This window comes from Roseovarius nitratireducens (assembly GCF_002925845.1).
In the GTDB taxonomy this organism is placed as follows: domain Bacteria; phylum Pseudomonadota; class Alphaproteobacteria; order Rhodobacterales; family Rhodobacteraceae; genus Roseovarius; species Roseovarius nitratireducens.
In genome coordinates, this window is record NZ_PDNI01000088.1 from 1 (window position 1) to 288 (window position 288).

Here is a 288-nt window from a genome sequence, read left to right on the forward strand (position 1 = left end):
AAAATGATAGTTAAATTGTCGTAAAAGACATACTAGAAGGAATGTTGAGCCAATAATTACATGAAGTCCGTGAAATCCGGTTGCTATAAAGAAAGTTGAACCATAAATTCCATCTGAGATAGTAAAGGGTGTTTCGAAATATTCTGATGCTTGGAGAATGGTAAAGTAAAGACCTAGTAAAATGGTAATAATAAGGGCTTGATTTATATGTAGTCGTTTACCTTCTATTAGACTATGGTGAGCTCAGGTGATAGATACTCCTGAAGCAAGTAGGACAGCTGTATTAAG

At 34.7% G+C, this 288-nt stretch carries 1 pseudogene; it reads right to left on the minus strand.

Going from position 1 to position 288, the window contains the following annotated elements:
- Nucleotides 1–231, minus strand: a pseudogene (locus CRJ03_RS20635) (cytochrome c oxidase subunit 3); the annotation flags it as partial.
- Between the last annotated feature and the right edge of the window lie 57 nt (nucleotides 232–288).